Raw genomic sequence first — 25,126 nt, forward strand, 5'->3', positions numbered from 1 at the left:
AGGGTCGAACGACGCTGCCAGCGAATAAAAAAGTAGTGAGGTAACAGCATGCAGCAAGCGCTTTGGACGCCCACGGCAGAACGTATCGGCCGCACCCGGATGGACGCCTTCCGCCGCTTCGTAAACGAGCGTCACGGCCAGCAGCTGGCTGACTATCCGGCGCTGCACGCCTGGAGCGTGAGCGAGCGCGAGGCGTTCTGGCAGGCCATAGTCGAAGTATTCGACATTCGTTTCTCGCAGGCGCCGCGGGCGGTGCTCGAAGAAGGCCCGGCGATGCCCAGCGCCCACTGGTTTCCCGGCGCCACCCTGAACTTCGCCGAGCATCTGCTGCGTCGCCGCGACGAGCATCCAGCCATCGTTGCCGTGGGCGAGGACGGCAGCCGTGAGCAACTCACCTATGCGCAACTGGCGACCCATGTCGCCGGCCTGCAGCGCAGCCTGCAGGCAGCCGGCGTGGTTGTTGGCGACCGGGTCGCGGCCTTTATGCCCAACACCTGGCAAACCCTGGTCGGCATGCTCGCTACCGCGAGCCTGGGCGCCACCTGGTCGAGCTGCTCGCCGGACTTCGGCACCCAGGGCGTGATCGACCGTTTCGGGCAAATCGAGCCCAAGGTGCTGATCGCCTGCGCCGGCTACCGCTACGCCGGCAAGAACCTCGACCTGACCGGCAAGCTCAACGAGATCCTCACCCACCTGCCGACGCTGCAGCAGCTGGTGGTGGTGCCTTACGCCAATACCGGCTGCAAAGCCGACGATTTCAGGACCCAGGCGACGGTCGCCTGCTGGGACGACTTCTACCAGGCCGAGGGCGAGCCGCAGTTCACTGCCGTGCCCTTCGAGCAGCCGCTGTACATCCTCTACTCCAGCGGCACCACCGGCGTGCCCAAGTGCATCGTCCATGGTGCCGGCGGCACGCTGCTGCAGCACGTCAAGGAGCTGGGCCTGCACAGTGACGTGAGCGCCGACGACACCCTGTTCTACTACACCACCTGCGGCTGGATGATGTGGAACTGGCTGGTCTCCGGCCTGGCCCTGGGCGCGACGCTGGTGCTGTACGACGGCTCGCCGTTCCACCCCGAGCCGACGCGGCTGATCGACCTGATCGACGCCGAAGACATCAGTGTGTTCGGCACCAGCGCCAAGTTCATCGCCGCCCTGGAAAAGGCCGGCGCCAAGCCCCGCGAAACTCACAGGCTGAGCCGCCTCAAGGCGATTCTCTCCACCGGCTCACCGCTGGCCCACGAGAGCTTCGATTACGTGTACCGCGACATCAAGGCCGACGTCTGCCTGTCATCGATTTCCGGCGGCACCGATATCGTGTCGTGCTTCGCCCTCGGCAACCCGGTGGCGCCGGTATACCGCGGCGAGATCCAGTGCAAGGGCCTGGGCATGGACGTACAGGTCTGGGACGACGCCGGCAAGGCGGTGATCGGCGAAAAGGGCGAGCTGGTCTGCGCCCGCCACTTCACTTCGATGCCGGTGGGCTTCTGGAACGATGCCGACGGCGAGAAATTTCGCAGCGCCTACTTCGAGACCTTCCCGGGCATCTGGGCCCATGGCGACTACGCCGAAGAAACGCCCCATGGCGGGCTGATCATCCATGGCCGCTCGGACGCCGTGCTCAACCCCGGTGGCGTGCGCATCGGCACCGCCGAGATTTACCGCCAGGTGGAAAAGGTCGAGCAGGTGCTCGAGTCCATCGCCATCGGCCAGGAGTGGGACGGTGACGTGCGCGTGGTGCTGTTCGTGCGCCTGCGCGACGGCGTGACGCTCGACGAGGCGCTGCACAAACAGATCTGCCAGGTGATCCGCGCCAACACCACGCCGCGCCATGTGCCGGCGCGCATCATCGCCGTGGCCGATATTCCGCGCACCATCAGCGGCAAGATCGTCGAGCTGGCGGTGCGCAACGTGGTGCATGGCAAACCGGTGAAAAACACCGATGCCCTCGCCAACCCCCAGGCGCTGGACCTGTATCGCGACCTGCCCGCACTGCAAAGCTGACCAGGGTTGTGACCCGGCACACGGCCGGGTGCCTGCCCTGCGCATACCGGTATGTGAACCACCTTCTGTCCATCGCGTGGGTGGTTCACAGCTATCCGGCCCGGCAGCTCCTATACTCGCGACATACCGCCAAGGAATGTTCGCGTTGCGCCTTATCGCCTGCCTGCTGTCACTGCTGCTGCCCTGCTACCTGGCTGCCGAGCCACGCCCGATCCAGCTGTACATGCCGGATGCCGCGCCATTGGCGCTGCACGGCGACGACGGCCATGGCATTACCGGTGACATCGCCATCATGGCGCTGCAACGGGCGGGCTATCGCGCCCTGGTCAAAAACGCCCCTTGGGCGCGTGCCCAGAAGCGCACCCAGGAAGCGCGCGACGTGATGATCGTGCCCCTCTCACGTACCCCGGGGCGCGAAGCGCACTTCACCTGGGTCGCCAATATCCAGCCGCTGTACCGCGCCTTCTTCACCCTCGACGATCCGGTTTCCAGCCTGGAGCAAGCTCGTCAGCGCTATCACCTGGTGGCCGTCGGCCTGGGCACCGCACAGGAAGAGATCCTCCGGCGTGCCGGCTTCACCAATGACCAGCTCTACGCCCTGAAACTCGGCGACCAGCCGATCCAGCTGGTCAGGCGCGGCCGCGTCGATGCCTGGTTCACCACCGACCTGGAAGGCCGTCACCTCTGGGACAGCGGGCCGGATCTGGCCATGAGTGCTCTATTGGCACCGCTGGACATGTACATCGCCTGCTCACTGCAGTGCGACCCGCAGCTGGTCGAATCCGTCCACGACGCCCTCGAAGGCATGCGCCGCGATGGCAGCCTGCAGCGCATCACCGAGCGCTATTTACCAACCCGCTAGTTGCCGCACCCGACCTTTTCTGCTGGACTACGCCACCGCCCACAGGAGCACGCCAATGCCCAGTTACCAGGACTTGTTCGCCATCGGCGAGTCATTCGACGCCTTCGCCAGCCGTGGCCTGCCCGCCGAGATCAAGGCGGTCCGAACCGCCCAGGCGCAGCTTGGCCGCACCGACGCCCTGAGCGCCGAGACACATCAGCGCCTGGCAGCCGTTCAAGGTCGCTATCATCTGCTGGCCGCCGGTGAGATGTGGTGCCCGGATTGCCAGCTCAACCTCGCGGCGATGGCTCACCTGCAGCAGTTGCAACCACAGGTGGGCCTGGCGATCGTCTCCAAGGCCCGCGCGGAGCACGCCTTGAAAACGCCGCTGAATCTTGAGCGCATCTCGATTCCGCTGGTACTGGTACTGGACGATCGGTTCGAGCCGATCGGCCGTTTCGTCGAGCAACCGCGGGCGGTCGTCGACGGCGGCGAAGCAGCCCAGGCTGACTACCGCGCAGGTCGTTATCTGGAAAATACGATTGATGATCTACTGGCGATCATCGAAGCCCACGAGAAACGCGAGCGAATTTAACCAGTGCTCGCCGGCAGGTAGGGACGGATCACCTTCATTGCCCGCTCGACGAATGCCTCCTTCTCTCCAACTGGCGCCACGTAGTGCAGCACCTCTGCACTCACCTGCTCGCCCGCGAGCCGAGTGATGGCCCAGGCGGCAAGGTACGGCGCCGCCAGACAGCCACCCGCCGTGGCCAGGTTGCCACGGGCGAAGAAGGGTTGGTTGAGTACCTCGACCCCCGCTTCTATCACCCAGGGCTTGGTGGTCAGATCGGTGCAGGCCGGCAGCGCCTGCAACAAGCCCAGCTTGGCCATGAGCAGGGTTCCCGAGCACTGCGCGCCGATCAACTGCCTGCCCGGATCGAGCCGCAGACGCTCGAGGATGCTGGCGTCCTGGGCGACCTCGCGGGTCTTGATGCCGCTGCCGAAAAGCACCACATCCGCTTCCCGGGCGAACTCCAGCGGCTGCTGAGCCTGCACCAGCACGCCGTTCATGGAAGTCACCTGCTGGCTCGGGCAGGTGATCTGCGCCTGCCAGCCGTGCTCGCGCAGGCGGTTGAACAAGGCACTGGCGATAAACGAGTCGAGCTCGTTGAAACCATCGAATGTCAGTACGGCTACGCGCATGCCCTGCTCCAGAAGCCTGATCCGTCCTGCAATCTACGGTCATCGAGGCATGCGTACCACGCACAGCGCTGCACAATTTTGCCCATACAGTGCCGGCGTGTATCAGATACCGTGACGCCCCGGGTCCTCGGGTGGCGCCTCCTCCTCGATCTCTTCCAGCTTCAGTTCCAGCCCCCAGTCTGCAGGCTCGCCAGGCGCTACCGGGCGAACCTCGGCTGGCGCAGCCGCTGGCTGCATTGCGGGCGCCGGAACAGCGGGATTGTCCCGATAGAGTTTGAGCTTGAGGCGCACATTGTTGGCCGAGTCGGCGTTCTTCACCGCTTCTTCTTCGTCGATGGCGCCTTCGTTGACCAGATCGATCAGTGCCTGATCGAAAGTCTGCATGCCGAGGTTCCTGGACTTTTCCATGATCTCCTTGATCTCGGCAAACTCGTTGCGCTTGATCAGGTCGCGGATGGTCGGCGTGCCGAGCAGCACCTCGACCGCCGCGCGGCGCTTGCCGTCGACGGTCTTGACCAGGCGCTGGGACACGAACGCCTTGAGGTTGTTGCCCAGGTCGTTGAGCAGCTGCGGGCGGCGGTCTTCGGGGAAGAAGTTGATGATGCGGTCCAGCGCCTGGTTGGCGTTGTTGGCGTGCAGGGTGGAAATCGCCAGGTGCCCGGTATCGGCGAACGCCAGGGCATGCTCCATGGTTTCCCGGTCGCGGATCTCGCCGATCAGGATCACGTCCGGCGCCTGGCGCAGGGTGTTCTTCAGCGCGGCGTGGAAGCTGCGCGTATCCACGCCGACCTCGCGCTGGTTGATGATCGACTTCTTGTGCCGGTGCACGTACTCCACCGGGTCTTCGATGGTGATGATGTGACCGCCGCTGTTGCGATTGCGGTAGTCGATCAGCGCGGCCAGCGAGGTCGACTTGCCCGAGCCGGTACCGCCGACGAACAGCACCAGGCCGCGTTTCTCCATGACCGTCTTGAGCAGCACTTCGGGCAGTTTCAGGTCCTCGAAGCGCGGGATATCAAGCTTGATGTTGCGCGCGACGATGGACACCTCGTTGCGCTGCTTGAAGATGTTGATGCGAAAGCGCCCGACGCCATTGAGGGAAATCGCCAGGTTCATTTCCAGCTCGCGCTCGAATTCCTCGCGCTGGGCGACATCCATCACCCCGTCGGCGATTTCCGCCACCGCGCCGGCCTTGAGCGGCTCGCTGCTCAGGGCCTTGAGCACGCCGTTGAACTTGGCGCAGGGTGGCGCACCGGTCGACAGGTAGAGATCCGAGCCGTCCTGGCTGGAGAGGATTTTCAGCATTGCATGGAGATCCATGAGCAGCGTTCCTGTCGACTGAAGCTATTACGTTAGCCAAGATTCGATGAAGGCAGCGGCCCGTTAAGGCCGAATAAATGACGCCATTCAGTTGGCGACGCGAATACTGGCACAATAGGCGCCCGATAAATGAGGAATCTGTCATGGCAAAGGCAATGGCCCGCCACATCCTGGTCAAGACCGAAGCGGAAGCCGCTGCCCTGAAGAAGCGCATCGCCGGTGGCGAAGCTTTCGACGTGCTGGCGCGCAAGCACTCCACCTGCCCGTCGGGCAAGAAAGGTGGTGACCTGGGCGAGATACGCCCCGGCCAGATGGTGCGGGTGATCGATCAGGTGATCTTCAAGAAGCCGCTGCGTGAAGTGCACGGCCCGATCAAGAGCCAGTTCGGCTATCACCTGGTGCAGGTGTTCTTCCGCGACTGAGCGCGTTCTATGCATAGGTCAAATCGGTTTGTTACAGCCGGTCACCGAGGGCTGCGCCACGCTCCTCAAGCTGGCAGGATGGACGCCAACGCTGCGAAAGGAGATCAAGCATGAGTTTTGGACCTCTGGTAACAACCGACTGGCTGGCCGGCGAAGGCAATGCCACGGACGTGGTGCTGTTCGACGCCAGCACCTACCTGCCCAACGAAGCGAAAAATGGCCGTGAGGAATACCTCAGGGCACACATTCCCGGCGCACGCTTCTTCGATATCGACGCCTTCTCCGATCCCGACACCCCTTTGCCCCATACCCTGCCGTCCCAGGGCCGCTTCGCGCGGCTGGCCGGCGCCGAAGGCGTGGGCAACGACAGCCGTGTGGTGGTGTACGACCAGAAGGGGCTGTTCTCCGCGGCTCGCGCCTGGTGGCTGTTCCGTTATTTCGGCCACCAGAATGTCGCGGTACTCGATGGCGGCCTGCCCAAGTGGCTGGCCGAGCAACGCCCCACCGAAGCGGGCGAGCCGGCTACCGCCAGCGAACGCAGCTTTCAGGTCAATGTGCACAGCCGCAAGGTACGTGGCCTGGGCGACGTGCTGGAGGCCATCGAGCGCGACGACACGCTGATTCTCGACGCCCGCGCCGCCAACCGCTTCGACGGCAGCACCGCCGAGGCGCGTCCGGGGGTCGCCTCCGGGCATATCCCCGGCAGCCAGAACCTGCCCTACAGCCGGCTTTTGCGCAGCGATCACACCCTGCAACCTGCGGAGACCCTGCGTACCTTGTTCAGCGCAGCCGGTGTCGATGGCAAGAAGCCGGTCATCACCAGCTGCGGCAGCGGCGTTACCGCAGCAGTATTGCTGCTGGGCCTGGAAGTGGCCGGGCTGCCGGAAGGCGCCCTGTACGATGGCTCCTGGACCGAATGGGGCAGCCGCACCGATACGCCCAAGGCCACTGGCGTGGTGTGACGCCTGAGCGCCCGCCTGCAACGGCGGGCGCTTAGCGCCTCCTTGTGATTTTCATGCCGGGCCTTCTATTTGACTGCAACGTGCCGTTAGCGGCCATTTGCAGTGGTGGGCTAAAGCCCACCCTACAGATCGTGCCAGCCTCGTAGGTTGGGCCGGGCGGCGATCCGCTTCAGCCCACCAATATGAGCAGGTTTGAAATCGCAGCACGACCGGCCGCTTTTGCCTAGCAGTTGCACGTACGCATGCCCAGAAAGATCATGAACAGGCGCCTATAGCGCGTGGGACTGGTACAACTCCGTCAGCGCTTCGCTTCGCAGCTGCGCCAGCTGTGGCGAGCGACGATCCCGCGGGCGCGCCAGCGGCACCGCCAGTTCACGCTGCAAACGGCTGGGCGTACCGCCGAGAATCAGCACCCGATCACTCAGGTAGAACGCCTCGTCCAGATCATGGGTGACCAGCAGCACGGCGATCCCGTAGCGTGCCGCCAGATCGGCGACCAGATCCTGCAGCTTCATCCGTGTGAACGCATCCACCGCACTGAACGGCTCGTCGAGCAGCAGCACCCGAGGTTTGCCGTACAGCGCACGGGCAATGGCCGCGCGCTGCGCCTGGCCACCGGACAACTGCTTTGGCAGGGCATCGCCGCGCCCCGGCAGGCCGACGTCGCGCAGCAATTGCTGCACCCACTTGTCGTCGGCGATCCAACCGTCGGCGAAACCGACGTTCTGCGCCACACTCAGCCAGGGCATCAACCGTGGCTCCTGGAACACCACGCCAATGCCATTACCCCGCCCGCGCTGCAGCTGTGTACCCAGCTGCAAGCCGCCCTGGTAGTCGCGATCCAGCCCCGCGGCGATGCGCAACAAGGTGCTCTTGCCGCAACCGCTGGGGCCAAGCAGGCTGACGATCTCGCCAGCGACCAGCCCACAGCTGACCTCATCGAGCACCAGGGTGGCACCGAACGATTTGCTGACCCGTCGGAGTTCGATCAATGCACCCATCACTTGTCTCCACCGTAGTTGTCGCGCCAGATCAGCGCCCGGGTTTCCAGCGCCTTGAGCAGGCTGTCGCTCAGCTTGCCCATCACGGCCAGGCTGGCGATGGCCACCAGCACGAGATCGGGGCGCGAGACCTCACGGCCATCGGTCAGCAGGTAGCCGATGCCTTCGGTCGCGGCCAGCAACTCCGCAGCAACCACACACAGCCAGGCCATCGACAGGCCCGCACGCAAGCCGGTGAACAGGTACGGCTGCGCGGCAGGCACGAAAATCCGGCGGATGGTCGCCAGGCGCGAAAGATTGCATAGCGCGCCCACCTCGACCAGTTTGCGGTCGACGTTACGGATGCCGGCCACCAGGTTGAGATAGACCGGGAAGAACGAGCCAATGGCGATCAGGGTGACTTTCGACGACTCGTCGATGCCCAGCCAGATCAGCAGGAGCGGTACCCAGGCCAGGCCCGGAACGGCCCGCAGCGCCTGGAAGGTCGGATCGAGGTAGGCCTCCAGCCGGCGGCTCAACCCGACCAGCGAACCGAGTATCAGGGCCAGCGAAGCGCCAATGGCGAACCCCGCCAGCACGCGCAGGGTGCTGGCCAGGATATGCGTCCACAGCGGGCCGTCGGCCAGCTCCCAGAGGGTGATCGCCAGTTCGCTGGGCGCGGGCATCAGATAGGCAGGTATCCAACCGATACGCACCACCGATTCGAGCACGGCCAGTAACGTCAGTGGCAGCAACCAGCCGCGCAGGCTCGAAAAGCCAGGCAGCCGGCGGCGCCATAAGACGCCCGGCTGGGCCTGCGGCAGACGCTCAGCGCGGCTCATCGCTGGCCTCGACGACGGGCTTGGCGATCCGGGCATCGATCAGGCTGGCCAGTGCCGTCTCGGTGTCGGCATTGCGGCGCAGCACCCCATCGGCAACCAGCAGCGGGATGACTGGTTTGATCGCATCCAGATGAAGCTGGCCTGGCAGCGGCTTGCTGAAATCGTAACGGCCCAGCTGCAGGCGAATCACTTCGACCGGCAGCTGGGTTTCCCCTGCGATCAACTGAGCCGCTTCTTCTGGATTGGCGACGATCCAGCGACGTGCGCGCTCATAGGCCTTGACCACCGTAGTCACCGCTTCCGGCTGTTCGCTGAGAAAGCGCTCCTGGGTATTGAGAAAGGCGCCGAGCCCGAACGCGGGGTTTTCGTAGATGAAGCGCGCGCCCGCCAGTTGCGCGCCGGCCATGTGTGGGTCGAGCCCTGCCCAGCCATCCACCCTGCCTTGCTCAAGAGCGGTGCGCCCCTCGGGGTGCTGCAGGTGAACGATTTTCACGTCGCCAGGCTTGAGCTTTTCAGCCGCCAGGGCGCGCAACAGGAAGAAGTACGGGTCGGTGCCCTTGGTGGCGGCGATCTGCTTGCCACGCAGGTCATGCAATGTTCGGTAGGGTGAATCGGCCTGTACCAGGATGGCACTGGGCACGTACCAGAGGTAACTGTAGACGGCCTTGACCGGCTGGCCGTTGGCACGGCTGACAAAGGCCGAGATACTGGAGGTAAGCGCGAAATTCGACGCGCCGCTGTTGAGAAATTCCAGCGAGTTGTTGCTGCCCCGGGACAGCACCCAGCGCACCTCGGTACCAGAGGGCGCGAAGTCTTTTTCCAGCCAGCCGTTGTGTTTGATCACCAGGCTTTCCGGCGAATAGAAGGCGTAATCCAGGCGAATTTCCTTGAGCGGCGCGGCATGCGCGGCAACCGGCAGCCAGGCGGCAAACAGGGCGGCGAGCCCGACACGCAAAGCGGTTCTGTTCATGACTCTATTCCTTATGAACTACGCTGGCAGCCCGTTGCGGGCCGCCGGCTCATGGCGATAACGGGCCTTACAGCAGCGTCAGGGTGTAGCTCAGAATCAGGCGGTTCTCGTCGGCATCGGTGGCGACGTTGCCGCGCTGGGTGGCGTTGCGCCAGGACACGCCCAGGCCCTTGAGCGGGCCGTCGAGCAGGGTGTAATCCAGGCGCAGGTCACGCTCCCACTCCTTGAGGTCACCGCTGGCGGAATCGACGTTGTCCCCCTTGAGGTAGGCGACGCTGGCCTTCAGGCCCGGCACGCCGAGCTTGGCGAAGTCGTAGGCGTATTCGGCCACCCAGGTGCGCTCGCCGGCACTGGCGAACTTGCCGATCTGCCGGTCGGTGATTAGGTAGGACGACGAGCCGCCGCCCTGGTTGAGGAACGGGAAGGCGCTGTCGCCTTCGACCTGCTGGTAGCCAAGGCCGGCGGAATGGCCACCCAGGGTGTAGGTGAACAAGGCGCTCCAGGTCTGGTTGTCGACCTCGCCGGTGGTCACGCCATTACCGTAGTAGCCGGCGCTGGTGTAGCCCTGGGCACGGCCCGCCGCGCTGCCGTTCTTGCCATCGGAATTGCTGTCGAAGTAGCGCAGGTCGCTCTTCAGCGAACCCGGCCCGATCGCCCAGTTGTGTACCAGGCCAAGGAAGTGCTGTTTGTAGAAGTCTTCCAGGTTGCCGTAGTAGTACTGCAGCGTCAGGTCCGGGGTGGCCTTCCAGTCGCCGCCGGCAAAGTAGAACTTGTTGGTGTCGGCGTCGCCCGAGGCACCGGCGATACGCAGGCCGATGTCGTCGGTGGAGCTGCGGGTCTTGGTGCTTTCCAACTGGCCGGCGGTCAGGGTCAGGCCGTCGATCTCGCCGGAGGTGATCTGCCCACCTTCGAAGGTCTGCGGCAGCAGGCGGCCATCGTTGAAGACCACCACCGGCAGCTTGGGCTGCAGGGTGCCGATGCGCGCCTCGGTCTTGGACAGACGCAGCTTGGCGGTCACGCCGGCCTTGCTGTAGTCATCCACCGCGCTGCCATCGCTGTCGAGCGGGAACAGCTGGCCTGGGGTGCGATCACGGCCGGCCTTGCCAGCCCGGCCACCGGAGTCGAGCTTCACACCGAGCAGGCCGATGGCATCGACGCCAAAGCCGACGGTGCCATCGGTGAACCCGGAGGCGTAATTGAAAATGAAGCCCTGTCCCCACTCCTGCGCCTCGCCATTGTTGTTGGCGGTGTTCTTGGTATTGAGGTCGTAATAGAAATTGCGCAGGCCGATGCTGGCCTTGCTGTCTTCGATGAAACCGGCGGCGCTCGCTTCGCTGGCCAGAGCGGCCAGGGCGACGGCCAGTGCCAGGGTGGACTTGTTCATGCTAGATGCTCCAGTGCAGGGGGTGTGCTGTTATGAACGGGCACGGCACAGGGGCTCGACATCGCCGGCAGGAAGACGTTGGCAGAGAGCCCCTGATTCGGGCCCGATGCGGTGGTCCGCTGTCGGCTGGTGGCTAATCTACGAGAGCATTGGTAATCCCTAAAAAGAATTATTTTTCACTTTCTAGTAACTATTTTGCATATGAGGCCAATGGAGTTGTCGGCCTAAGCTAATGCCAAAAAATTATTTGTTAACCATTTTTTATATCGACTAGCTTCTCGACACCGGACCACCGGACTTCTTCGCTCATTCATGAAGTACGTGTGATCGTCCCCAGCATGGCCGCCACGCGTTTCCGTCGAGGCCCTGCCATGTCACTGCCGCATTCCCTGCATCGTCCCGTTATCGCCTTGCTACTGGCCCTCGGCCTGACCACGGCACCGCTTGCCCATGCCGCCGAACAGCTGCGCATCGGCTACCAGAAATCCTCGACCCTGATCAGCCTGCTGAAGCGCCAGGGCACCCTGGAACAGGCGCTGGCGGATCAGGGCGTCAGCATCAGCTGGCACGAATTCCCCAGCGGCCAGCCGCTGCTGGAATCGCTCAATGTCGGCAATATCGACCTGTCGGCGGATGTCGCCGACACCGTGCCGGTATTCGCCCAGGCAGCCGGCGCCGACCTCGCCTACTTCGCCCAGGAAGCGCCCTCGCCTCACGCCCAGGCCATCGTCGTGCGCGAGGACTCGCCGATCACCACCCTGGCCGACCTCAAGGGCAAGAAGGTCGCCGTCACCAAAGCGGCCGGCGTGCACTACCTGCTGATCGCCGCACTGGCCAAGGCGGGGCTGAAATTCAGCGACATCGAACCGGCCTATCTGACGCCCGCCGACGGCCGCGCCGCCTTCGAGAACCGCAAGGTCGACGCCTGGGTGACCTGGGAGCCGTTCCTCAGTGGCGCCCAGCAGCAACTGCCCACGCGCATCCTCGCCGACGGCGAAGGCCTGGCCGACTACCAGCGCTATTACCTGACCAGCGCCACCTTCGCCAGGAACCACCCGCAGGTGCTGCAGATCGTCTTCGCCGAGCTGGTGAAGACCGGTGACTGGCTGCGCGCCAACCCCCGCGAGGGCGCCGAGGTGCTCGGCCCGCTGTGGGGCAACCTGGACCCGGCCATCGTCGAGGAGGCCAACGCCAAGCGCAGCTATCAGGTACGCCTGGTCGAGCCTGACAGCCTCGCCGAGCAGCAGAAGATCGCCGACGCCTTCCTGGCCGCCGGCCTGCTGCCAGAGGCCGTGGACGCCCGCCAGGTGAACATCTGGAACCCCGCACCATGAGCAGCGAAACCCTGGCCCGTTCCAGCCTGCCGCAAGAACCGCCGTTCGCCGCCCACCTGTTCCCGGCCGATTTCGGCAGCCGCACCGCCACGGTCGAACACCTGGCCCGCCAGTTGGCCGCCAGCGCCGTCGAGCGTGACCGCGCCGGCGGCAGTGCACCGGCCGAACGCGAGCGCCTACGCGACAGCGGCCTGCTGACCCTCGCCGTGCCGCAGCAATACGGCGGCCAGGGCGTGGCCTGGCCGGAGATCTACCGCATCGTGCGCTACCTTGCCGCCGCCGACAGCTCGCTCGCCCACCTGTTCGCCTTCCAGCACCTGCAGGTGGCGACCATCCTGCTGTTCGCCAGCCCCGAGCAACAGCGCCACTGGCTGACCACCACGGTGCAGAAACGCTGGTTCTGGGGCAACGCCACCAACGGCCGTGACGTCGGGTTGCACCTCAGCCAGCGCGAGGAGCACTTCGAGCTCAACGGCAGCAAGTCGTTCTGCTCCGGTGCCCTGGGCGCCGATGCCCTGGTGATCGGCGTGCAGCGCAGCAAGAAGCCCGACGACCGGGTATTCATCGTACTGCCCAGCGGGCGCGAAGGCCTGGCGGTGAATCAGGACTGGGACGGCTTCGGCCAGCGCCAGACCGACAGCGGCACCGTGCAGTTCGAGCAGGTGTTCGTCGACAGCAGCGAGCTGCTCGGTCCGGTCGGCCCCAGCCCGCGTACCACCCTGCGCGCGTGCCTGTCGCAGTTGATCCTCACCCAGCTCTACCTGGGCAACGCCCAGGGCGCGCTGGACGCCGCACTGCGCTACACCCGTGAACAGAGCCGCCCCTGGCCGGCCTCCGGGGTGGCCCAGGCGGGTGACGACCCGTTCATCCAGCACCGCTACGGCGAGCTGTGGCTGCGTTATCGCGCCGCGCTGCCCCTGGCCGAGCACGCCGCGCAGCGCCTGCAGAGCGCCTGGGAAAAATCCGCACTCACCGCAGCCGAACGCGCCGAGGTCGCCCTGGCCATCAGCGAGGCCAAGGTGGTGGCGGTGCGTGCTGCCCTGGAGATCACCAGCCAGATCTTCGAGAACATGGGCGCCCGCGCCACCAGCTCACGCTACGGCTTCGATCGCTTCTGGCGCAACGTGCGGGTGCACAGCCTGCACGACCCCATCGACTACAAGGTGCGCGACCTCGGTCACTGGCTGCTCAGCGGCCAGGGCCCGCAAGCCTCGCTGTACAGCTGAGCCGACACCACCACCCGGCAGCAGCCCGCCGATCACCGACTCAACCCCGCTACCGGACCACCGGCGCCTCGATTCCCCGCTGCTGCGCGCACCTTACCCCCGGTGCCGCAGCGCGATCATCCACACGATGAGGTTCACATGACCCGTCCGATTACCCTTGCGGACAGCGTCTCCGACCAGGACGTCGCACCGCCCCTACACCCCGCTGCCATTCTCACCAGCGATGCCGACGCACTGGAGGCCGCGCACGCCTTGGCCCACGCCGCCGAAGCAGGCGCCATCCAGCGCGACCGCGAACGGCGCCTGCCGTGGGAGCTGGTGGAGCGTTTCACCGCCAGCGGCCTGGGCAGCATCGCCGTGCCGCGCGCCTTTGGCGGCCCGCAGCTGTCTTACCTGACCATCGCCGAGGTGTTTCGCATCATCAGTGCCGTTGACCCGGCGCTGGGCCAGATTCCGCAAAACCAGTTCGGCCTGATCGGCCTGCTGCACGCCGCCGCCAGCCCGGAGCAACAGCAGCGCCTGTTCGCCAGCGTGCTGGCCGGCTGGCGCATCGGCAACGGCGGCCCCGAGCGTGGCAGCAAGCACACCCTGGATCTGCGCGCACGCCTGATCCAGCGCGACGGCCGCAAGCTGCTCAGTGGCGAGAAGTTCTACTCCACCGGCGCCCTGTTCGCCCACTGGGTGACCGCCAAGGCGCTGGACGACCAGGGCCGCCCATGGCTGGCCTTTATCCAGCGCGGCCGCGCCGGATTGCGCATCGTCAATGACTGGTCCGGCTTCGGCCAGCGCACCACCGCCAGCGGCACCGTGCTGCTCAACGAGGTGGAGGTCGATGAGAACAACCTCGTGCCGCTGTGGCCATTGGCCGGCAAGCCAAGCATCCAGGGCGCGTTTTCCCAATTGATCCAGGCGGCCATCGACCTGGGCATCGCCGACGGCGCGGTGCGTGACGCCATCGCCTTCGTGCGCGAGAAATCCCGGCCATGGATCGACGCCAAGGTCGAGCGCGCCGGTGACGACCCGTACGTGATCGCCGATGTCGGCCGCCTGCAGATCGAACGGCACGCCGCCGAGGCCCTGTTGCACAGGGCCGCCCGCGTGCTCGACGAAGTGACCGCCACCCCCATCGATGCGGACGGCGCCGCGCGGGCCTCGATTGCCGTGGCCGAAGCCAAGGCGCTCACCACCGAAATCAGCCTGCAGGCCAGCGAAAAGCTACTGGAGCTGGCCGGCAGCCGCGCCACCCTGGCCGAATTCGGCCTCGACCGCCATTGGCGCAACGCCCGCACCCACACCCTGCACGACCCGGTGCGCTGGAAGTACCACGCCATCGGCGCCTGGCACCTCAACGGCACCCGCCCTAACCGCCATTCCTGGATCTGAGCCCATGAACGCCCATACCCAACCTGGCGTGCCGCTGCTGCGCGACGACGCCCATGCCCTTGCCGTCGCCGAGCGCCTGGCCGAACGCTTCGCCGCCGACGCGGCCGAGCGTGACCGCGAGCGGCGGCTACCCCATGCCGAACTGACGGCGTTTTCCCACTCCGGCCTGTGGGGCATCAGCGTGCCCACTGCCTTTGGCGGCCCGGGTCTGTCCAGCGTTACCGTCGCCAAGATCATCGCCCGTGTCGCCCAGGCCGATGGCTCGCTCGGACAGATTCCGCAAAACCATTTCTACGCCCTGGAAGTGCTGCGGGTGAATGGCAACGAGGCGCAGCAGCACCGCCTGTATGCCGAGGTGCTGGCCGGCCAGCGCTTCGGCAACGCCCTGGCCGAGCTGGGCACCAGGACCGCGCTGGATCGCAACACCCGCCTGACCCGCACGGCCGACGGCTATCGCATCGATGGGCGCAAGTTCTACTGCACCGGCGCCCTCTTCGCCCAGCGCATCCCGACCCTGGCGATCGATGAAGACGGCGTCGGCTTTCTGGCCTTCGTGCCGCGCCAGGCCATTGGCGTGCAGGTGATCGACGACTGGAGCGGCTTCGGCCAGCGCACCACCGGCAGTGGCAGCGTGGTATTCGACGGCGTGGCGATGGCGGCCGATGACGTGGTGCCGTTCCAGAGCGCCTTCGAACGCCCGACCACCGTCGGTCCCTTCGCCCAGTTGCTGCATGCGGCTATCGACACCGGCATCGCCCGGGGCGCCTATGAAGACCTGTTGCACTTCGTGCGCCACAAGTCGCGCCCATGGATCGACGCCGGCATCGACAAGGCCAGCGACGATCCGCTGACCCAGCAGGACATCGGCAAGCTGCGCGTGCGCCTGGCCGCCAGCGAGGCGCTGCTGGAGCGCGCCGGCCAATTCGTCGACCGCGCCCAGGCCGCCCCGAATGCCGACAGCGTGGCCGCCGCCTCGATTGCCGTAGCCGAAGCCCGGGCGATCAGCACGCAAACCTCGCTGCTGCTGGGCAGCAAATTGCTGGAGCTGGCCGGCAGCCGCGCCACCCTGGCCGAACACGGCCTCGACCGTCACTGGCGCAACGCCCGCACCCACACCCTGCACGACCCGGTGCGCTGGAAGTACCACGCCATTGGCGACTTCTACCTCAACGACCGCCTGCCACCGCGCCGGGGGACGATCTGATGAGCAAACAGATCCTCCTCAACGCCTTCAACATGAACTGCGTCGGGCATATCCATCACGGCTTGTGGACGCACCCCGATGACCAGTCGGTGAACTTCAACCAGCTGAGCTACTGGACCGACCTGGCCCAGCTACTGGAGCGCGGGCTGTTCGACGGGCTGTTTATCGCCGACATCCTCGGCGTCTATGACGTGTACGGCAGCGGCATCGACCTTTCCCTGCAGGAAGCCATCCAGCTGCCGGTCAACGACCCGCTGCTGCTGGTCTCGGCCATGGCCGGCGTCACCCGGCATCTGGGCTTCGGGGTGACCGCCAACCTCAGCTACGAGGCGCCCTACACCTTCGCCCGGCGCCTCTCCACCCTCGATCACCTGACTGGTGGCCGCATCGGCTGGAATATCGTCACCGGTTACCTGGAAAGCGCAGCCAAGGCCATGGGCCTGAGCCAGCAGGTCGAGCACGATCGCCGCTACGATCAGGCCGACGAATACCTGGAAGTGCTCTACAAGCTGCTCGAAGGCAGCTGGCAGGACGACGCCGTGCTCGCCGACCGTCAGCAGCGCGTCTACGCCCAGCCCGGCAAGGTGCACAAGGTGCGCCACCACGGCGAGTTCTATCAGCTCGAGGGTTACCACCTCAGCCAGCCCTCGCCACAGCGCACGCCGCTGCTGTTCCAGGCCGGCTCGTCGGCGCGCGGTTCTCGCTTCGCCGGGCAGCACGCCGAATGCGTGTTTATCGGCGGCAATGGCATCGAGGCGGTACGCGCCCAGGTCGAGCAGGTGCGCGCCAGCGCGGTGGCGGCTGGGCGTACGGCCGATGCGATCAAGGTGTTCATGGGTATCGCCGTGATCGTCGCGCCCAGCGAAGCCGAGGCCCGTAAAAAACACGCCGAGTACCTGCGCTACGCCAGCCCGGAAGCCGGCATCGCCCACTTTTCCAGCTCCACCGGTATCGACCTGGCGGCCTGCGGCCTCGACGAGCCGATTCTGGTGCGCAAGACCAACGCCATCGAATCGGTGGTCAAGACCTTCACCGGCTGGACCAAGCGCCGCCTGCTGGAACAGCACGCCCTGGGCGGCCGCTACCCGGTGCTGATCGGCTCGCCAGGCCAGGTGGCCGAACAGCTGATCGCCTGGATCGACGCCACCGGCCTGGATGGTTTCAACCTTACGCGCATCGTCACCCCGGAGAGCTACGCCGACTTCATCGACCTGGTGATCCCCGAGCTGCAACAGCGCGGCCGCTACAAGACCGCCTACGCAGGCGGTGCCCTGCGCCACAAGCTATTCGGCCAGGGCCCCAGGCTGCCGGCGGATCACCCGGCCGCCGCCTGGCGCGACCCTGCCCGCCTGCAACAGGCCAACGCCATCCCCCAAGAACTGCGAAACCTCAGCGCCCACGCGCTGAACCTGCTCTGACCCAACAAGGACGCCGCCATGCTCAAACCACTGAAAACCCTGACCCTCGCTGCCCTGTTCAGCGCCAGCACCCTGGCGCATGCCGAACCGGCCCTCAAACTGGGCACCACCGCGGCCTTCGCACCGCCGCTGGAAGTGGCCGTGGCCGAAGCCAAAAAGCAGGGGCTGGATGTGGAACTGGTCGAGTTCACCGACTGGATCGCCCCCAACGTCAGCCTGGCCAATGGCGACATCGACGTGAACTACTTCCAGCACATTCCCTTTCTGGAGAACGCCAAGGCCGAGGGCGGCTACGACCTGGTGCCGGTGGCACGCGGGGTGATCAACAACGTCGGCCTGTACTCCAGGCAGCACAAGGATCTCGCCAGCCTGCCGGACGGCGCCAAGGTGGCCATAGCCAACGACCCGGTCAACGGCGGGCGCGGCCTGCAGCTGCTGCAAAAGGCCGGGCTGATCGAACTCAAGCCGGGCGTCGGCTACAAGGCGACCCAGCAGGACATCACCGCCAACCCGAAGCACATCCGCATCATCGAGCTGGAAGCCGTGCAGCTGGTACGCGCCTATGACGAGGTCGACCTGGTGCAGGGCTACCCGGCCTACATCCGCCTGGCCAAGACCTTCGATCCGGCCTCGGCCCTGCTGTTCGACGGCGTCGACCACCCCGAGTACATCATCCAGTTCGTGGCCCAGCCGGCGAAGGCGCAGGACCCACGCCTGCTCAAGTTCATCGACATCTACCAGCACTCCCCGGCGGTGCGCGCCGCCCTCGACAAGGCCCACGGCAACCTCTACCAGGCCGGCTGGGAGAGCTGACATGAGCGGCTTCGATCCCCATCTGCAGCAAGCCGCCCAGGCCAGCCTGGCGGCCAGCGTTCACCTGCATTTCGACAAGCTCGGCAAAGCCTATGAGGGCGCCGAGGGCCCGGTGCAGGCGCTGGTCGATATCGACCTGTCGATCAGTCGCGGCGAAGTGTTCGGCATCATCGGCCGCAGCGGCGCGGGTAAATCCTCGCTGCTGCGCACCATCAACCGCCTGGAGCGGCCCAGCAGCGGCCGCGTGCTGATCGACGGCAGCGATATCGCCGGCTATGACGATGACGCCCTGGTAGCCCTGCGCCGGCGCATCGGCATGATCTTCCAGCACTTCAACCTGATGTCCGCCAAGACCGTGTGGCAGAACGTCGAGCTGCCCCTCAAGGTCGCCGGCGTACCGCGTGAAGCTCGCCAGCGCAAGGTGCACGAGCTGCTCGAACTGGTCGGCCTGCAGGACAAGCACGGCGCCTACCCGGCGCAGCTCTCCGGCGGCCAGAAACAGCGCGTGGGCATCGCCCGCGCCCTGGTGCACGACCCGCAGATTCTGCTCTGCGACGAAGCCACCAGCGCCCTGGATCCGGAAACCACCCAATCGATCCTCGGCCTGCTGCGCGAGATCAACCGACGCCTGGGCCTGACCGTGGTGCTGATCACCCACGAGATGGCGGTGATCCGCGAGATCTGCGACCGCGTGGTGGTGCTGGAACGCGGTGAGGTGGTCGAGCAAGGGCCGGTCTGGCAGGTATTCGGCGCGCCGCGCCATGAAGTCACCCGCACCCTGCTCGCGCCGCTGCAACACGCCCTGCCGCCAAGCCTGCAACAGCGGCTGCAAGTAGAACGCGGCAGCAGCTCGGATGACCTGGTGCTGCGCCTGCGCTTTTCCGGCAGCGGCCTGGAGCCGGATTTGCCGGCGCTCGGCGCCGCCCTGGGCGGCCGCGCCACGCTGCTCGACGCCAGCCTGGAACAGATCCAGGGCCACGCCGTGGGCCACCTGATCCTGTCCGTCGGCCCATCCGCCCTCGGTCATGACGCATTCATCGAGAACGCCCGCGCGCTGGCCGACCACGTGGAGGTACTGGGTTATGTCGCTGCTGTTTGAACGCCTGTGGCAAGGCCTGCTCGACACCCTGCTGATGGTCGGCGTGTCCTCCCTGCTCGCCCTGCTGGCCGGCATTCCGCTGGCGGTATTTCTGGTCACCAGCAGCAAGGGCGGCATCTTCGAGGCACCACGGCTGAACCGCGTGCTGGGCGCCATCGTCAACCTGTTCCGCTCCATCCCCTTCCTGATCCTGATGGTCGCGCTGATTCCCTTCACCCGCCTGGTGGTCGGCACCACCTACGGCGTCTGGGCCGCCGTGGTGCCCCTGACCATCGCCGCCACGCCATTCTTCGCGCGTATCGCCGAAGTCAGCCTGCGCGAGGTCGACCACGGCCTGATCGAAGCCGCCCAGGCCATGGGCTGCCGTCGCCGACATATCGTCTGGCACGTGCTGCTGCCCGAAGCCCTGCCCGGCATCGTCGGCGGCTTCACTATCACCCTGGTCACCATGATCAACTCATCCGCCATGGCCGGCGCCATCGGCGCAGGCGGCCTGGGCGATCTGGCCTACCGCTACGGCTACCAGCGCTTCGACACCCAGGTGATGCTGACGGTGATCGTCGTGCTGGTGGTGATGGTCAGCTTTATCCAGTTTGGCGGGGATCGGTTGGCGCAGCGCTTGAACAAGCGGTAAAACGCTCGCGTGCCCCTGTGAAAGCCCGGGTACCGATACGCCACAGCGCGGCTGCACGGGGGGCGCAGCTACAGCTGCGCCTCACGCGAATGCTGCTGTTGCTGAGCGAGCCAGGCCTTCGGCGACAAGCCACATTGGGATTTGAACGCCCGCGACAGGGCAGGCTCGCTGCTGTAACCGGCTTCCTCGGCGATCAGCCTGAGCGGCTGGCCATTCTTCAGCCATTTCTGCACCAGCCCGATACGCCAACGCTGCAGATAACCCGCCGGCGTTTCACCGACCACATCGCGAAACTGGTTGGCAAAGACGCTGCGCGACATGCCCGCCACGCTGGCCAGCGACTCGACAGACCAGGCCTTGGCGGGAGCCTGGTGCATCGCTGCGAGCGCATGGCGCAGCTGCGGGTGGGCGAGGCCGGTCAGCAACCCTGCCTGGGTGCCGCCGTGTTCCATCAGATGCCGCAACAACTGGATGAGTATCACCTCGAACAGACGGTCCAGCATCGCCTGACGCCCACAATGGGTTGCCTGTGCCTCCGCGAACAGCAACGTCAGTACCGGCACGCAGTCAGGCAAGGAGGCAAGCGGCAGGCACACGCAGCCGGGCAGCGCGTTGCCAAGCGGGTTCGCGGCGTGCCCTTCGAAGGCAATGTGCGCGCAGACGAACTCGGCCCCCCGCTCCTGATCGGTCACGAATCGGTGCGCAAGGGGGCGCGGGTAGAACAGCAGTGTCGGTCCGTCGAGGCAATGGGCGCGTGTGGCGCCATGCCAGACTTCGGCCTTGCCATGACGCAACAGGTGCAGCTGGCCATAGGGCAGGCTGCCATCCAAGGTATTGATTCCGCATAACGGGCCTGCCTGAAACGTGCGCGCGCTGACCGAGAAATGTCCCAGCAGGCCCTCAAGACGATCCACCATAAAAATACGATCCGTTAAAAATCATGGACGATTAGTGATATTTCGTATCATGAGGCCCTAGATACTGTCCCTCGTCAACACAGCAACCCACCCCTCCCAAGACGATAGAGGAACAGGTCATGAACAAATCCATTCGTAATACCCTGGCAGCCTTCGCCACTGCCGCCCTGCCGGTCATCGCCATGGCGGCCGATTCCCTGGCCGAGATTCCGCACTCCGCCAGCACCATCACCACCCAGGACGGCGTCGAGCTGTATTACAAGGACTGGGGCCCGAAAAATGGCCAGGTCGTGATGTTCAGCCACGGCTGGCCGCTTAACTCGGACAGCTGGGAATCGCAAATGGAGTTTCTCGCCGAGAAAGGCTACCGGGTGATCGCCCACGACCGACGCGGCCACGGCCGCTCCAGCCAGCCCTGGGACGGCAACGACATGGACCACTACGCCGATGACCTGGCCGCCGTGATCGCCGCGCTTCAGGTCAAGGACGTGACCCTGGTGGGTTTTTCCACCGGCGGCGGCGAAGTGGCTCGTTATATCGGCCGGCATGGCACCGGGTTGGTGAAAAAGGCTGCGCTGATCAGCGCCGTACCGCCGATCATGCTCAAGTCCGACAGCAACCCCAATGGCCTGCCGCTCTCGGTATTCGACGGCCTGCGCCAGGCCTCGAAAGAAGACCGCTCGCAGCTGTACCTGGATATCGCCTCCGGTCCGTTCTTCGGTTACAACCGGCCCGGTGCCAAGCCGTCCCAGGGTCGCATCCAGTCCTTCTGGAGGCAGGGCATGAGCGCCGGTGCCAAAAACACTTATGACTCGATCGCCGCGTTTTCCGCAACCGACTTCCGCCAGGATCTGGCCAAGTTCGACGTGCCAACCCTGGTCATCCATGGCGATGACGACCAGATCGTCCCCATCGAAACCTCGGGAAAAGCCTCGGCGGCGCTGATCAAGGGTGCCAAGCTGATTGTCTACAAAGGCGCGCCCCACGGCCTGGCGGATACCAACAAGGACCAGTTGAACCAGGACCTGCTGAACTTCCTGCGTGACAGGTAACAGGGCAAAGCCAGCAAGCCGGTACGCGAGTACCGGCTTGCTTGTGTCTGTGCAGAACTGTCTGAACGCACGGCGCAGAGCACGTGCAGGCGCGCGGCGCAGAGATACCCTCACGGCCGCAGACGAGCCTTACCGGGGCCTTGTCGTTCACGACAAAGCGTGGCACCGGCCATGCTTCGCCTTTTTGGCGAAAAGTATGGGTGCTCAAGACCTCACTTGGAATCACCATTGCCCGAGTAGCGAAGTGAAGAATCGGCACAGCTCAACGACACCTCGTTCGTCGCCCAAGGAAGCGCTATGAAACGCCCAAGACTGTCCATGATGGACTGAGGCTAAACCTCGCAATCCTTTTCACACTCGACCCTATTTCGCCCCGCCTTCTTCCCCCGATAAAGCGCCGCATCCGCCTGCTGCAGAAACTCATCGAACTCGTGCACGCTGACGAACGGGCCTGAAACACCGATGGTGGCCGTGCAGCGGATGATCTGGCCTCGACTGGCATCCGGCACCTCGAGGTCTTCGATGGCTGCGCGCATGCGCTCCGCCAGTTGCAGTACACCGGCGCCGTCGGAGCCGAAGGCGACCACCACGAACTCCTCCCCGCCCAGCCGGCAAATCGGATCGCCCTGGCGAGCGCTGGCCTTGATGACGTCGGCAACCTGGCACAGCACCAGGTCGCCGCCCTGGTGGCCATGGGTATCGTTGATGCGCTTGAAGTGGTCGATGTCGACGATCAACACAAAGGCAGGTTGCGCAGCACGTGAGCGAAAATGTACGTCCAGAGCGTCCATCAGCCCGCGGCGGTTGAGCAGGCGCGTCAGCGGATCATGGGCCGCCAGGCTGCGCAGTTGATCGGTCAGGCGACGCAGTACCAGCCACACCGCGCAGGGCGGCAGCACGGTCGCCAGGAACGACATGTACAGGTAGAAGACCTTCTGAAAGCCGCCGTTCATGTCCAGCGCGGCCATGCCACCGCTGACAATCATCGCCAACTTGGCGGCGTTCAGTAGGCAGATGCCGCCGATCAGCGCCGCCATCACCAGCATCTCAACGCGCAGATCCCTGGCGAAGGTTCGGCTGCCGTGCAGCGCCATCAGCATCATGACCAGAAACAGCAGCGCACAGGTACCAGCCAGCAAGGCATGGCGGGCCTCGTCGCCGAGCCACAGCTGCACCAGCGCCTGGGCAATCGTGTAGGTCGCAGCCAGGGCAAGCAATGGGCGCACCACCGCTGTGGGTCGCTCGAAGAACCGCAGGGCGCCAAGCAGGTAGGCGACAGGCGCGCAGAGCGTCAGGCTGTGATTGATTACGCTCGCCATGCTCCAGCCAGGCGCACCGCCGAACAGTTGGAGGATATAGGCCAGGCCGAGCAGCAGATTGCCGAGCGCGAAGACGTCCATGCCCATTTTCTTGTCGGCGAGCCGGGTGCTGATCAGCATGAACATCACGCAAAAACACAGCAGGTACACGCAGAGCATGCCGAGGATGACGGTGGTGACCATGGGGTTGCGTAGTCGAGGGTTGATGGGCCGAGTTCGGTAGGCTGCAAAGCGCAATCCGCCAAGCCACTGCGTATCGCAGTATAGCCATTTGCCATCTAGCGCGTCGCGGCTGCCCAAGTCAATCTTCGTGGCGCCCCGGATGTGCTGCAGTGCAGCGCCTCGAGCCTATGCTGAAAAGTCGATTTCGATGACGGTCGAAAAGCAGGATAATTCGTCGATGTAACGCACTGGGTCGACGAGCTATCCCACTCGGCCCTGCAAACTCCTCGTCTATGAGAACAGGACCTATGGGCCAGCGCCAAACCCAGATACTCAAGCAAGACCTGAAAGCCGTGGCCGAAGACCTTCGATGGGTCTCCGTCGACTTGCTGAAAATCGCCGAACGGCTGCGGGGGACGGAAAACGAGGCGGATGCGTGGGCCATCCTGCGCATGGTCGGCGTGCTGACCAACGATGAAGACCGGCTCAACAAATATGCCGGCGAGATCAAGGCCGGGCGGATCGTTCGCTCGAAAAGCGCTTGATGCGGCCTGGCAGGTCATCGGCTGCCAGCCCAGGACGGCGTCAATCCAGCGCGCCGCTCAGCACTTCGTAGATGATCCCGGTGGCCACTGCAACAAGAATCAGATCCACCCCGGCCTGCATCCATTCGTAGCCGTCATAGCGCGGCAATTGCCCCAGCAGCCGGCCATCCAGCTTCTTGGCAATGCCCGGCGGTAGCGGCTTGCCACGCGCCAGGTTCTTCTGAATGCCCGGTGGAAGCGTCGGCCCTGGCGACCAGTAGGAGCGATTGCCCTGCAGGATGCTCAATATCCCACCGCGATCGATGGATGGGCCGCCATGGCGCCCCCCTTCGTTGAGCCCGCCACCTTGTTTGCCGGGCCCCTTATAGTGCTGGGCCTGACCTTTGCCATTGCCCTGCCCATGGCCTTTGCCATTACCCGGGTCGGCGGCAGCCAAGCATGGCCCGATGGCCATCGCGATTGAAACAACGGCTGTCATAAGCAGGCGTGAACTGGCCATCTCGATGTTCCTTCGATAACGGAGAATCCCAGCACAATAGACGCCCGGCGCGTCATAAGTTCCGGGCTCCTCGATTGACCGGAGTGCGATCTGGGGCTGCCGCTCCGTCACTGTAGAGGTAGAGAACCAAACGGTGTCAGATCGCCTGGGAGGTACTCAGCTGACTCAGCGCGAGCAATGATTTGGCCGACTCGCTGCTGATCACCGGGGTGTCATCCGGGCTTTCCTCCCGCTGCAATTGCAGGAACGCGCGAAAATCCTCGGCAGGCACCGGCGCAGCGATACCCTGGAACCAGCCACCCTCGACTCGATACAGGCCACAGGTGCGGCAATCGCACGCCGCATAGGTACCGGTTTTGGAAATCAGCCAAGCGTCGTCGCCACAGATAAAGCATCTCACTACTGTCACCTCATCGACATGCGTGGGAAATACCGCGTCTGTAAGTAGTGACAGAGGCTCTGTGAGGGGGATTCAGGAAACTTTGTAGCTTTTCAGCCGAACGGCGCTCCGCCTGCCGGCACGGCACGAAGTGAGCAGCCGTCGCAGAGGCAGCCGGGGTTCAAGCAACAACCGCCGCAGGACGCCATACAAC

At 65.0% G+C, this 25,126-nt stretch carries 25 protein-coding genes; 15 read left to right on the forward strand and 10 right to left on the reverse strand.

Annotated elements, in window-relative coordinates:
* The first annotated feature begins 48 nt into the window (after window positions 1–48).
* From K8U54_RS24470 to K8U54_RS24480, 3 genes are all read left to right on the forward strand, one after another.
* Complete coding sequence (locus tag K8U54_RS24470) at window positions 49–2,004, forward strand: acetoacetate--CoA ligase (protein WP_249908214.1); 1,956 nt, start codon at window positions 49–51, stop codon at window positions 2,002–2,004.
* Between the two features lie 145 nt (window positions 2,005–2,149).
* Window positions 2,150–2,866, forward strand: coding sequence for a substrate-binding periplasmic protein (locus tag K8U54_RS24475; protein WP_249908215.1), 717 nt, complete (start codon window positions 2,150–2,152; stop codon window positions 2,864–2,866).
* Between the two features lie 55 nt (window positions 2,867–2,921).
* Window positions 2,922–3,440 (forward strand): thioredoxin family protein, encoded by a 519-nt coding sequence (locus K8U54_RS24480; RefSeq protein ID WP_249908216.1) that lies wholly within the window; start codon window positions 2,922–2,924, stop codon window positions 3,438–3,440.
* On the opposite strand, the gene K8U54_RS24485 is transcribed toward K8U54_RS24480, so the two are convergent.
* Window positions 3,437–4,048, reverse strand: coding sequence for a DJ-1/PfpI family protein (locus K8U54_RS24485; protein ID WP_249908217.1), 612 nt, complete (start codon window positions 4,046–4,048; stop codon window positions 3,437–3,439). The two genes, K8U54_RS24480 and K8U54_RS24485, sit on opposite strands and share 4 nt — an antisense overlap.
* A gap of 102 nt (window positions 4,049–4,150) precedes the next feature.
* Window positions 4,151–5,368: a PilT/PilU family type 4a pilus ATPase gene (locus K8U54_RS24490; RefSeq protein ID WP_249908218.1), complete on the reverse strand. Its 1,218-nt coding sequence runs from the start codon at window positions 5,366–5,368 to the stop codon at window positions 4,151–4,153.
* A gap of 143 nt (window positions 5,369–5,511) precedes the next feature.
* Between K8U54_RS24490 and K8U54_RS24495 the strand changes: the two genes are divergently transcribed.
* Both K8U54_RS24495 and sseA read left to right on the forward strand, forming a co-directional pair.
* Window positions 5,512–5,790 (forward strand): peptidylprolyl isomerase, encoded by a 279-nt coding sequence (locus tag K8U54_RS24495; RefSeq protein WP_249908219.1) that lies wholly within the window; start codon window positions 5,512–5,514, stop codon window positions 5,788–5,790.
* A gap of 110 nt (window positions 5,791–5,900) precedes the next feature.
* A complete protein-coding gene (gene sseA / locus K8U54_RS24500; RefSeq protein ID WP_249908220.1) occupies window positions 5,901–6,752 on the forward strand; it encodes a 3-mercaptopyruvate sulfurtransferase in 852 nt (283 codons plus the stop codon).
* A gap of 269 nt (window positions 6,753–7,021) precedes the next feature.
* Here sseA and K8U54_RS24505 read toward each other — a convergent pair whose 3' ends face one another.
* The 4 genes from K8U54_RS24505 to K8U54_RS24520 all read right to left on the reverse strand — a co-directional run bounded on the left by K8U54_RS24505 (window position 7,022) and on the right by K8U54_RS24520 (window position 10,928).
* Entirely contained in the window at window positions 7,022–7,753 is a 732-nt protein-coding gene (locus K8U54_RS24505; protein WP_249908221.1) for an ABC transporter ATP-binding protein, read from the reverse strand.
* Complete coding sequence (locus tag K8U54_RS24510) at window positions 7,753–8,574, reverse strand: ABC transporter permease (RefSeq protein WP_249908222.1); 822 nt, start codon at window positions 8,572–8,574, stop codon at window positions 7,753–7,755. The genes K8U54_RS24505 and K8U54_RS24510 overlap by 1 nt, the downstream gene beginning before the upstream one ends.
* Window positions 8,561–9,544 (reverse strand): aliphatic sulfonate ABC transporter substrate-binding protein, encoded by a 984-nt coding sequence (locus K8U54_RS24515; RefSeq protein ID WP_249908223.1) that lies wholly within the window; start codon window positions 9,542–9,544, stop codon window positions 8,561–8,563. Before K8U54_RS24515 ends, K8U54_RS24510 begins: the two co-directional genes overlap by 14 nt.
* Before the next feature lie 67 nt (window positions 9,545–9,611).
* Entirely contained in the window at window positions 9,612–10,928 is a 1,317-nt protein-coding gene (locus tag K8U54_RS24520; RefSeq protein ID WP_249908224.1) for an OprD family porin, read from the reverse strand.
* Between the two features lie 371 nt (window positions 10,929–11,299).
* Here K8U54_RS24520 and K8U54_RS24525 point away from each other — a divergent pair, with 371 nt between their 5' ends.
* The 8 genes from K8U54_RS24525 (at window position 11,300) to K8U54_RS24560 (ending at window position 20,039) form a co-directional block, all read left to right on the forward strand.
* Complete coding sequence (locus K8U54_RS24525; protein WP_249908225.1) at window positions 11,300–12,262, forward strand: aliphatic sulfonate ABC transporter substrate-binding protein; 963 nt, start codon at window positions 11,300–11,302, stop codon at window positions 12,260–12,262.
* Window positions 12,259–13,488 carry an acyl-CoA dehydrogenase family protein gene (locus K8U54_RS24530; protein WP_249908226.1) on the forward strand — a complete coding sequence of 410 codons (1,230 nt, stop codon included), beginning with the start codon at window positions 12,259–12,261 and terminating at the stop codon, window positions 13,486–13,488. The genes K8U54_RS24525 and K8U54_RS24530 overlap by 4 nt, the downstream gene beginning before the upstream one ends.
* 138 nt (window positions 13,489–13,626) lie before the next feature.
* Window positions 13,627–14,871: an SfnB family sulfur acquisition oxidoreductase gene (locus K8U54_RS24535; RefSeq protein WP_249908227.1), complete on the forward strand. Its 1,245-nt coding sequence runs from the start codon at window positions 13,627–13,629 to the stop codon at window positions 14,869–14,871.
* Window positions 14,872–14,875: 4 nt separating this feature from the next.
* Complete coding sequence (locus K8U54_RS24540) at window positions 14,876–16,075, forward strand: SfnB family sulfur acquisition oxidoreductase (RefSeq protein WP_249908228.1); 1,200 nt, start codon at window positions 14,876–14,878, stop codon at window positions 16,073–16,075.
* Window positions 16,075–17,493 carry an LLM class flavin-dependent oxidoreductase gene (locus K8U54_RS24545; protein ID WP_249908229.1) on the forward strand — a complete coding sequence of 473 codons (1,419 nt, stop codon included), beginning with the start codon at window positions 16,075–16,077 and terminating at the stop codon, window positions 17,491–17,493. The genes K8U54_RS24540 and K8U54_RS24545 overlap by 1 nt, the downstream gene beginning before the upstream one ends.
* Window positions 17,494–17,511: 18 nt before the next feature.
* Window positions 17,512–18,306: a MetQ/NlpA family ABC transporter substrate-binding protein gene (locus tag K8U54_RS24550; protein ID WP_249908230.1), complete on the forward strand. Its 795-nt coding sequence runs from the start codon at window positions 17,512–17,514 to the stop codon at window positions 18,304–18,306.
* 1 nt (window position 18,307) lies between these two features.
* A complete protein-coding gene (locus K8U54_RS24555; RefSeq protein WP_249908231.1) occupies window positions 18,308–19,405 on the forward strand; it encodes a methionine ABC transporter ATP-binding protein in 1,098 nt (365 codons plus the stop codon).
* On the forward strand, window positions 19,389–20,039 hold the full coding sequence (locus K8U54_RS24560) for a methionine ABC transporter permease (protein WP_249908232.1): 651 nt from the start codon (window positions 19,389–19,391) through the stop codon (window positions 20,037–20,039). Before K8U54_RS24555 ends, K8U54_RS24560 begins: the two co-directional genes overlap by 17 nt.
* A 68-nt stretch (window positions 20,040–20,107) precedes the next feature.
* Here the strand turns inward: K8U54_RS24560 and K8U54_RS24565 are convergent, their stop codons facing one another.
* Window positions 20,108–20,956: an AraC family transcriptional regulator gene (locus tag K8U54_RS24565; RefSeq protein WP_249908233.1), complete on the reverse strand. Its 849-nt coding sequence runs from the start codon at window positions 20,954–20,956 to the stop codon at window positions 20,108–20,110.
* Between the two features lie 119 nt (window positions 20,957–21,075).
* On the opposite strand from K8U54_RS24565, the gene K8U54_RS24570 reads away from it, so the two are divergent.
* A complete protein-coding gene (locus K8U54_RS24570; protein ID WP_249908234.1) occupies window positions 21,076–22,008 on the forward strand; it encodes an alpha/beta fold hydrolase in 933 nt (310 codons plus the stop codon).
* 332 nt (window positions 22,009–22,340) lie between these two features.
* Here K8U54_RS24570 and K8U54_RS24575 read toward each other — a convergent pair whose 3' ends face one another.
* Window positions 22,341–23,627: a GGDEF domain-containing protein gene (locus K8U54_RS24575; RefSeq protein WP_249908235.1), complete on the reverse strand. Its 1,287-nt coding sequence runs from the start codon at window positions 23,625–23,627 to the stop codon at window positions 22,341–22,343.
* Window positions 23,628–23,797: 170 nt separating this feature from the next.
* Here K8U54_RS24575 and K8U54_RS24580 point away from each other — a divergent pair, with 170 nt between their 5' ends.
* On the forward strand, window positions 23,798–24,034 hold the full coding sequence (locus tag K8U54_RS24580) for a hypothetical protein (RefSeq protein ID WP_249908236.1): 237 nt from the start codon (window positions 23,798–23,800) through the stop codon (window positions 24,032–24,034).
* Between the two features lie 40 nt (window positions 24,035–24,074).
* Here the strand turns inward: K8U54_RS24580 and K8U54_RS24585 are convergent, their stop codons facing one another.
* Together K8U54_RS24585 and K8U54_RS24590 are read right to left on the reverse strand one after the other, a co-directional pair.
* Window positions 24,075–24,533: an anti-virulence regulator CigR family protein gene (locus K8U54_RS24585; protein ID WP_249908237.1), complete on the reverse strand. Its 459-nt coding sequence runs from the start codon at window positions 24,531–24,533 to the stop codon at window positions 24,075–24,077.
* Between the two features lie 136 nt (window positions 24,534–24,669).
* On the reverse strand, window positions 24,670–24,933 hold the full coding sequence (locus tag K8U54_RS24590) for a hypothetical protein (RefSeq protein WP_249908238.1): 264 nt from the start codon (window positions 24,931–24,933) through the stop codon (window positions 24,670–24,672).
* Between the last annotated feature and the right edge of the window lie 193 nt (window positions 24,934–25,126).

This window comes from Pseudomonas fulva (assembly GCF_023517795.1).
GTDB classification, from domain to species: Bacteria; Pseudomonadota; Gammaproteobacteria; order Pseudomonadales; family Pseudomonadaceae; genus Aquipseudomonas; species Aquipseudomonas fulva_D.